We start from the raw sequence: 7986 nt of genomic DNA, 5'->3' as shown, positions 1-7986 counted from the left end.
AGGAGCGGTCGAAGCCTGGTGGGCTTCGCTGGTTGAGCCGCGACGAAGGAGCGGTCGAAACCTGGTGGGCTTCGCTGGTTGAGCCGCGACGGAGGAGCGGTCGAAACCCCGCGAGCCGATGCTCGGACCGCGGCAGGCCCTCAGGCGATGCGGCTGCCGGCGGCCAGGCGACGGGCCGGCGTGAGCGTGCGGCGCCAGGCCCAGAACAGCGCGCCGACCGCGAGCGCCAGGTGGATCGCGAGCCCGACGAACCACGACGGCAGCGCGCTGTCGTAGATCTCCTGCTGCGTCGGCCCCGGCCCCTGCATTCCGGGGTACTCGCCCGAATAGCTGCTGTATCCGCTCGAGGCCTCTTCGCACGCGTTGTACTCCGTGGCCAGGTCCGGCGGGGTCTGGGCCTGTCGCACGCTGACCGCGATCCACGCGAACGAGTCGCTCGGCGAGCCGTATTCGTCGAAAACGCCGGGGGAGGCATCCGCCACCACGACGTAGGGGTTCGCGGCGAGGATCCACCAGTAGTAGTCGAAGCGGGGTGTCTCATACGTCGTCGTCTCGGCCGGACCGCAGACGACGTTGGACTGCTCGCCGGTCTCCGGATCGAAGTCCGAACTCAGCACCGGCGTGAACGTGCTCGTCGTGGTTGCCTTGGTCGCGGCACCGAGCAGCCCGAACGCGATGAGCGTGCCGAGGCTCAGCGCCGCGACCAGCAGGTAGGTCACCACGATCGAGAACAGCGGCCGCGTCACCACGCCCGAGAGCCCCACACCGATCGCGGCGATCACGCCCAGTTCGATCGCGAGCACCACGATCGACGTGCCGATCGTGGCCGCCGAGACCTCACCGGCGCTGACCGCGAAGATCAAAAAGGGAACGGATGCCGCCAAAAACGCAAGCGAGGTGATCCACGCGGCCACGAACTTACCGAGCACCAGCTGCCCGGTGCTGATCAGGGTCACCTGGGTGGTCGCGAGGGTTCCGGCCTCCCGGTCGCCGTTGATCGCGTTTCCGCTGAGGGCCGGCGAGACGAGCGTGCCGAGCAGCAGCACGAAGAACACGATGAGTGAGAACACTCCGCCACCGCCGACCAGCGACGCACCGGTTGCCGCCCAGAGCAGTGTCGTGACCAGCGCGACGAGCAGCACAAAGATGCCCAGCAGCACGTACCAGGCCGTGCCGCGCACGCGCTGGCGCAGCTCGAGGCTGACGATCAGCCAGAGTCCCGAGATCCAGACACCGAACGAGGTGGGGGTGCTGCCGGTCGTCACGGTCGTCATGAGCCCTGCTCCATCACGTCGGTGCCGCGGTTGAGGTCGAGAAAGGTGTGTTCGAGGTTGCCGACGGCCGGGCCGAAATCGCACACCGGCACATCCGCTCGAATCAGCCGGCCGAGCAGCTCGACGGCGGCGGCCTCCCCGGTCACCTGCACGAGGGTGCCGAGCTTGTCGACGCTCGTGATGCCGGGGGAGACCCCGATCGCTGTCAGCGCCGAGGCGAGAGCCGGCGCGTCGAGCGAGCGGATGCGCCATGCCCGCGAGCTCGCACCGGCGCGGGCGAGCGCCTCGGGACTGGCCGTGCGCCCGTTCGTGAGGTACACCGCGGCGTCCGCCATCTCGTCGAGCTCGGCGAGCACGTGGCTCGAGACGAGCACCGCTGTGCCGTCGCCGGCGAGCCGCCGCACGAGTTCACGCAGGTTGATGCGCGCGGCCGGGTCGAGGCCCGAGGCCGGTTCGTCAAGCAGCAGCACGCTGGGGGAGTGCACGAGCGCCCTGGCGAGGCTGAGGCGCTGCTTCTGCCCCCGGGACAGTACCCGTGACGGCCGGTCGGCGAGCTCCTCGAGCCCGGTCAGGCTGATCAGCTCATCGGCGCGTGCGGTCGCGGTTGCCCGCGACAGGCGGTACATGCGCCCGGTGGTTTCGAGCGCGGCGCGCACGGTCAGGCTCGGCCAGGAGCCGAGCACGTCGGGCATCCAGCCCATGCTCGCCCGCACCAGCTGCGGGTGCGTCGCCGGGTCGTGGCCGTTGATCGTGATGGTGCCGGCATCCGGGGCGAGCAGGGTCGCGAGCATCAACATGAGGGTCGTCTTGCCGGAGCCGTTCGGGCCGATGAGGGCGGTCACCGAGCCCGGTAGAACGCTCAGCGTGGCGTCGGCGACCGCTTGCACGCTGCCGAACGCCCGGCTCACGCCGCTGACCTGAATACCGAGCTGCATGGCTTCCCCCAGAGGTTGCCCGACAGTGTTGACTTGACGGGTTGACCCCGAGTCTAGGGGTACCCGTCGGAAGCCGACCGGTACGGGACGGGAGAGATGGGATAGCGTCGAAGCGCGAGCGAAACACCCTTCACCGCCCTGGTGTCGCCCCGATCGGCCGCGAGAGCGGCGGCGCCCGGGGCATCCGTCGTCCTGACCCCCGAGCCTGCGCTCGTGCGCCTCGTGCGCCCGAACCCTGCACGTGCGCCGCCACCCTGCGCTCACTCCCGTTGGTGCGCCCGAAAGCCGCACGTGCGCCTGCAATCGCGGGCGCACCCGCAGCATTCGGGCGCACGAGTGGTGCCGGGTGCAGGTTCCGAGCGCAGGAGCAGCTTTCCGGCGCGCGACGAGCCGCACGTTTCGGGCGCACTCGCAGTGTGCGGGCGCCTGAGCAGTTCCTGGCCGCCCGACCCGGGAGCCGAGCCGTGCCTGCGCGACCGACCCGGCGCATCCGTGGCGCTCAAGCGGTTCCCGCGCCGTTTCCGGAGCCGTCGCCCGAGCGGATGCCCCGGCACGGGCCGCTGCGCCCGACCGAAACCAATTGACCTGAGACAATTGACCCATGGCAACACCTGTAACCCCTCCCCGCGGCATGCGCGACTTCCTCCCCGCCGACAAGGCCGCCCGCGAGCACGCGCTCGGTATCATCCGGCAGAGCTTCTCGGCCCACGGCTTCGACGAGATCGAAACCCCCGTCATGGAGGATTCGGCCCGGCTGCACTCCGGCCTCGGCGGTGACAACGAAAAGCTCGGGTTCGCGGTACTGAAGCGCGGTCTCAGCGCAGCGGATGTCGCATCCGCCGCCGAAACCGACAACGTGCTCGCTCTCGCCGACCTCGGCCTGAGGTTCGACCTCACGGTGCCCCTCGCCCGCTTCTACGCGAGCCACCGCGCCGAGCTGCCGACGGTGTTCAGAGCCATTCAGATCGCCCCGGTCTGGCGTGCCGAACGCCCGCAGAAGGGCCGTTTTCGCCAGTTCGTGCAGTGCGACATTGACATCATCGGCGAGTCGGGCCCGCTCGCCGAGATCGAACTGATCACCGCGACCGCCGCGACCCTCGACGCGCTCGGCCTCACGGGCTGCTCGATCCGCATCAACGACCGCCGCATCCTCACCGGGCTGCTCGCCTTCTGGGGCGTCGCCCCCGAATCCGGCGAACGCGCCCTCATCACCCTCGACAAGCTCGACAAGATCGGTGTCGCCGGCGTCGTCACCGAGCTCGACGCCCTCGGCATCATCAGCGGCGGCGTCACCACCGCTGACGCCACCGAGACCCTCACCGCCCTCGGCGCCGGCGGCTGGGCCCTCGGCGACTCCGATCTCGGCACCGGTCTGCCCCCGGCCTGGCTCGACGCCGCCGCCTTCGCCGACCTCAAGGCCCTGCGCGCCGCCCTGCCCGGCGTCGACCTCGTCTTCGACCCGACCCTCGTGCGCGGCATGGGCTACTACACCGGCACGATCTTCGAAATCGCCCACCCCGATCTCGGCTACTCCCTCGGCGGTGGCGGCCGTTACGACGGCATGATCGGCCGTTTTCTCGGCACGGATGTCCCCGCCTGCGGATTCTCGATCGGTTTCGAACGCATCGTGGACCTGCTCGGAGCCGATGCGGCCTCCGCTGATCGAGCCGTGCTGCTCGTGCACGAGAAAGACGCCGACCCGGCGCGGCTCGTGGCGTTGAAGACCGCGCTCGTCGCGACCGGCCTGCGGGTACGGCTGGAGAAGCGCACGAAGAACCTCAAGGCGCTGCTCGAGCGGGCCGGCACGGCCGGTTACGGGCGATTCGCACTCGTCGCCGACGACACCGTCGAGGCGAGCGCGCTCGAGTTCAAGGCCCTCGGCGCCTGAGGCGGCCCGCCCGCCTGGCCCGGTCAGGCAACCCGGCGGGGGCACTGGTTAGACTGACAGCGGATTACAGCGCTGTTTTCCTTGACTCACCCCAACACCCAGAAGCAGGAGATAGTTGTGGCCCTTATTGAGGCAGTAGACGCACGCGAAATTCTCGACTCCCGAGGCAACCCGACCGTCGAGGTCGAGGTTCTTCTTTCGGACGGCACCGTCAGTCGGGCCGCCGTTCCCTCCGGAGCCTCCACCGGCGCCTTTGAGGCCTACGAGCTGCACGACGGCGACAAGTCGCGGTACATGGGCAAGGGTGTGCTCAAGGCCGTTGACTCCGTTGTCGACGAACTCGGCCCGGCGGTCGAAGAGATCGACGCGACCGACCAGCGCGTCGTCGACGCCGTTCTGCGCGAGACCGACGGCACCGACAACAAAGAGCGCCTCGGCGCCAACGCCATCCTTGGCGTCAGCCTCGCCGTGGCCAAGGCCGCCGCGAGCTCGGCCGGCCTGCCGCTGTTCCGCTACCTTGGCGGCCCGAACGCGCACACCCTGCCGGTGCCGATGATGAACATCATCAACGGTGGCAGCCACGCCGACAACGACGTGGACATCCAGGAATTCATGATCGTGCCGCTCGGCGCCGAGACCTTCAGCGAAGGCCTGCGCTGGGGCGTCGAGACCTACCACGCTCTCAAGGGCCTGCTGAAGTCGAAGGGCCTCTCCACCGGCCTCGGCGACGAGGGCGGATTCGCTCCGAACCTGCCGAGCAACCGCGCCGCGCTCGACCTCATCGTCGAAGCCATCGAGATCGCCGGTTACACGCCCGGCACCGACATCGCCCTGGCCCTGGACTGCGCCGCGAGCGAGTTCTTCAAGGACGGCGTCTACCACTTCGAGGGCAAAGAACTCTCGGCCACCGAGATCGTCGCGTACTACGCCGAGCTCGTCGAGACCTACCCGCTCGTCTCCATCGAGGACCCGCTCGAGGAAGACGACTGGGACGGTTACGTGCACCTCACCGCGCAGCTCGGCGACCGGGTGCAGATCGTCGGTGACGACCTGTTCGTGACCAACCCCGAGCGTCTCGCCAAGGGCCTCGCCCTCGGCGCCGCGAACTCGATCCTCGTCAAGGTCAACCAGATCGGTACCCTCACCGAAACGATGGATGCCGTGGCCCTCGCCCAGCGCAACGGCTACACCGTCGTGATCTCGCACCGCTCCGGCGAGACCGAAGACACCACGATCGCCGACCTCGCGGTCGCGACCGACTCCGGCCAGATCAAGACCGGCGCTCCGGCCCGCAGCGAGCGCGTCGCCAAGTACAACCAGCTGCTGCGCATCGAAGAAGAACTCGGTGAGGCCGCGGTTTACGCCGGTCGCTCCGCGTTCCCCCGCTTCACCAAGTAGCAGCTTCTCGACCCGCACGACCGGGTCCCCTCCGCCTTCAGGTGGAGGGGACCCCCCCCCAATTCTCACTGTCAGCCAACCGGCGAAAGGAGCCGTCGTGAGCCGCACCCCGCCAAGCCGCCCGCGCACCGGCACCCCGGCGCCGGTCGACCCCGAGACCGTCGAGACTCCCGTCGCCGGCTGGCTGCGCGGCATCCGCTTCTCGGGGTTTTCCCTGATGATGATGGCGATCCTGGTGATGGCCGTCGTCGTGCTCGCGCCAAGCCTGCGCACCTACGCCGAACAGCGTCAGGAGATCAACCGGCTCAGCGCGAGCGTTGACGACCAGCGCACGGAGGTTGACGACCTCGAAATCGAGCGCGACCGCTGGGACGACCGCACCTTTGTGACCACCCAGGCCCGCGAACGACTGAGCTACGTGCTGCCCGGCGACATCAGCTTTCTCGTGATCAACGACCTCCCGGTGGCCGCCGCCGGCACGACGGATGCCCCGCCCGTCAGCTCGAAAATTCAGGACACCGATATTGATTGGCTTGATTCCATGTTTGCCTCTGTGATGACGGCCGGCCTCGCGCCCGAGGCCGCCGCCCCCGCGTCCGGCGCCGCCGTGACACCGGCCGTTCCCGGCACGACCGTTCCCGAGGTGACCCCGTGACCCGGCCGCCGTTCGAGCCCTTCACCGAGGCCGACATCGCCATAGTGACCGCCCAGCTCGGCCGCCCGGCGCGCGACGTGGTCGGTATCCCGGCACGCTGCGTGTGCGGCGCGCCGACCGTGGTCGCAACCGCGCCCCGGCTGCACGACGGCACGCCCTTTCCCACCCTCTACTACCTGTGCCACCCGGGCGCGACGGCCGCGATCAGCGCGCTCGAGGCGACCCAGGTGATGAACGAATACAACGCCTTGCTCGCCGACGACGACGACGTGCGCGCCGCCTACGCGGCCGCGCACTCGAGCTTTCTGGCCGACCGCGACACCCTCGGCACCGTGCCCGAAATCGCCGGAATCTCCTCCGGCGGTATGCCGACCCGAGTGAAATGCCTGCACGCTCTGGCGGCGCACTCGCTCGCGGCCGGCCCCGGCGTGAATCCGATCGGCGATCTCGCGTTGGCTCGCGCACAGTGGTCGCCGACGGTCTGCCTCTGCCTCGACTACACCACGCCCGCTGATACCGCACCGGCCGACACCGCATGACCCGAGGCGTGACCGGGCTGTGGCGCCGCATCGGCGTGGGAGTGGGGCTAACCCTCGCGCTGACTATCGTCGGCGGCTCCGTCGTGCTCGACGCCCCCGCGGCGCGTGCCGACCAGATTCGCGACCTCTCGTACTGGCTCGCCGACTACGGCTTCACGAAGGCCTGGGAGACCACGAAGGGCGCGGGCGTCACGGTCGCGATCATCGACACCGGGGTCGACGGCAGCATCCCCGAACTCAACGGCGCCATCGTCGGGGGAACGGATGTTTCGGGCATCGGCTCCTCCAACGGCCAGACTCCGGTCGGTGGTGACGGTTCCGCCCACGGAACCCTCGCCGCGTCACTGCTCGCCGGCCGCGGCACCGGCGCCGACAGCGGACTGCTCGGGGTTGCCCCTGAGGCCTCGCTCCTCGCGGTGTCGGTCGCCTTCGGCAGCAGCGAATCCATCGTGAGCAACGACGACCAGATTGCCGAAGGCATCCGCTGGGCCGTGGACAACGGCGCCGACGTCATCAACATGTCGCTCACCCGCAACACCCTGGACTGGCCCGAGAGCTGGGACAGCGCCTTTCTGTACGCGTTCGAGAACGACGTGATCGTGGTCGCAGCGGCCGGTAACCGGGGCAGCGGCACCGAGGAGGTGGGGGCTCCGGCGACCATGCCCGGCGTGTTGACCGTCGGTGGTGTGGATCGCAGCAAGGAGGCCAGCTTCGACGCCTCGACGCAGGGAATCACCATCTCCGTCGCCGCGCCGAGTGAGGAACTGGTCGGCGTGACCGTCGGCGGCGGCTACGTGCAATGGGGAGGAACGAGCGCGGCCGCGCCGATCGTGTCTGGGCTGATCGCGCTCGTGCGCGCCGCCCACCCCGAACTCGACGCCTCGGAGGTCATCAACCGGGTCGTGGCCACCGCCGACGCCAACGGACACACCGTGCCGAGCCCGATCTACGGAAATGGCCTGATCAACGCCGCGGAGGCCGTGGCCGCGTCGGTTCCGCGGGCCTACGACGCGACCCCGGCGGAGCTGCTGAGCGAGTGGATTCACCTGCACCGTCGCGCGGACACGACGACGGACCCGCTGCCGACGGCCGAGGCCCTGCCGCCTCGAGAGGTTGTGCCCGATCCCGAGCTGCCCGCCCGGAATCTCGTCTCTGCGTGGCTGCCGACCCCGCTCACGGTGACGTACATCACTGTTCCGCTCCTCGTGCTCGTGGGATTTGGTACTCTAGTAGTGCTGCTCGGCACTGGAGCCACTCGGCATATCAGGCGAATTCGGCGAAAACCGTAAGCGTTCGC

7 protein-coding genes are annotated in these 7986 nt (G+C 69.3%); 5 read left to right on the top strand and 2 right to left on the bottom strand.

Annotation, left to right across the window (positions count from 1 at the left end; all coding sequences use genetic code 11):
- Positions 1 to 140: 140 nt before the first annotated feature.
- Positions 141 to 1274 (bottom strand): ABC transporter permease, encoded by a 1134-nt coding sequence (locus E3T55_RS05360; RefSeq protein ID WP_134518552.1) that lies wholly within the window; start codon positions 1272 to 1274, stop codon positions 141 to 143.
- On the bottom strand, positions 1271 to 2209 hold the full coding sequence (locus tag E3T55_RS05355) for an ABC transporter ATP-binding protein (protein ID WP_134518551.1): 939 nt from the start codon (positions 2207 to 2209) through the stop codon (positions 1271 to 1273). The genes E3T55_RS05360 and E3T55_RS05355 overlap by 4 nt, the downstream gene beginning before the upstream one ends.
- Positions 2210 to 2810: 601 nt before the next feature.
- On the opposite strand from E3T55_RS05355, the gene hisS reads away from it, so the two are divergent.
- The 5 genes from hisS (at position 2811) to E3T55_RS05330 (ending at position 7978) form a co-directional block, all read left to right on the top strand.
- Positions 2811 to 4097, top strand: a complete 1287-nt coding sequence (gene hisS / locus E3T55_RS05350) for a histidine--tRNA ligase (RefSeq protein WP_134518550.1) — start codon at positions 2811 to 2813, stop codon at positions 4095 to 4097.
- A 117-nt stretch (positions 4098 to 4214) separates the two neighbouring features.
- Positions 4215 to 5495 (top strand): phosphopyruvate hydratase, encoded by a 1281-nt coding sequence (gene eno, locus E3T55_RS05345; protein WP_134518549.1) that lies wholly within the window; start codon positions 4215 to 4217, stop codon positions 5493 to 5495.
- Positions 5496 to 5592: 97 nt separating this feature from the next.
- Positions 5593 to 6150 carry an FtsB family cell division protein gene (locus E3T55_RS05340; protein ID WP_134518548.1) on the top strand — a complete coding sequence of 186 codons (558 nt, stop codon included), beginning with the start codon at positions 5593 to 5595 and terminating at the stop codon, positions 6148 to 6150.
- Positions 6147 to 6689 (top strand): DUF501 domain-containing protein, encoded by a 543-nt coding sequence (locus tag E3T55_RS05335; RefSeq protein ID WP_134518547.1) that lies wholly within the window; start codon positions 6147 to 6149, stop codon positions 6687 to 6689. Before E3T55_RS05340 ends, E3T55_RS05335 begins: the two co-directional genes overlap by 4 nt.
- Positions 6686 to 7978: a S8 family peptidase gene (locus E3T55_RS05330; protein WP_134518546.1), complete on the top strand. Its 1293-nt coding sequence runs from the start codon at positions 6686 to 6688 to the stop codon at positions 7976 to 7978. The genes E3T55_RS05335 and E3T55_RS05330 overlap by 4 nt, the downstream gene beginning before the upstream one ends.
- Positions 7979 to 7986 lie beyond the last annotated feature (8 nt).

The sequence above is a fragment of the Cryobacterium frigoriphilum genome (assembly GCF_004403305.1).
Classification (GTDB): Bacteria; Actinomycetota; Actinomycetes; order Actinomycetales; family Microbacteriaceae; genus Cryobacterium; species Cryobacterium frigoriphilum.
Note: the sequence above shows the minus strand (reverse complement) of the source record. Positions and strands in the feature narration are given on the sequence as shown.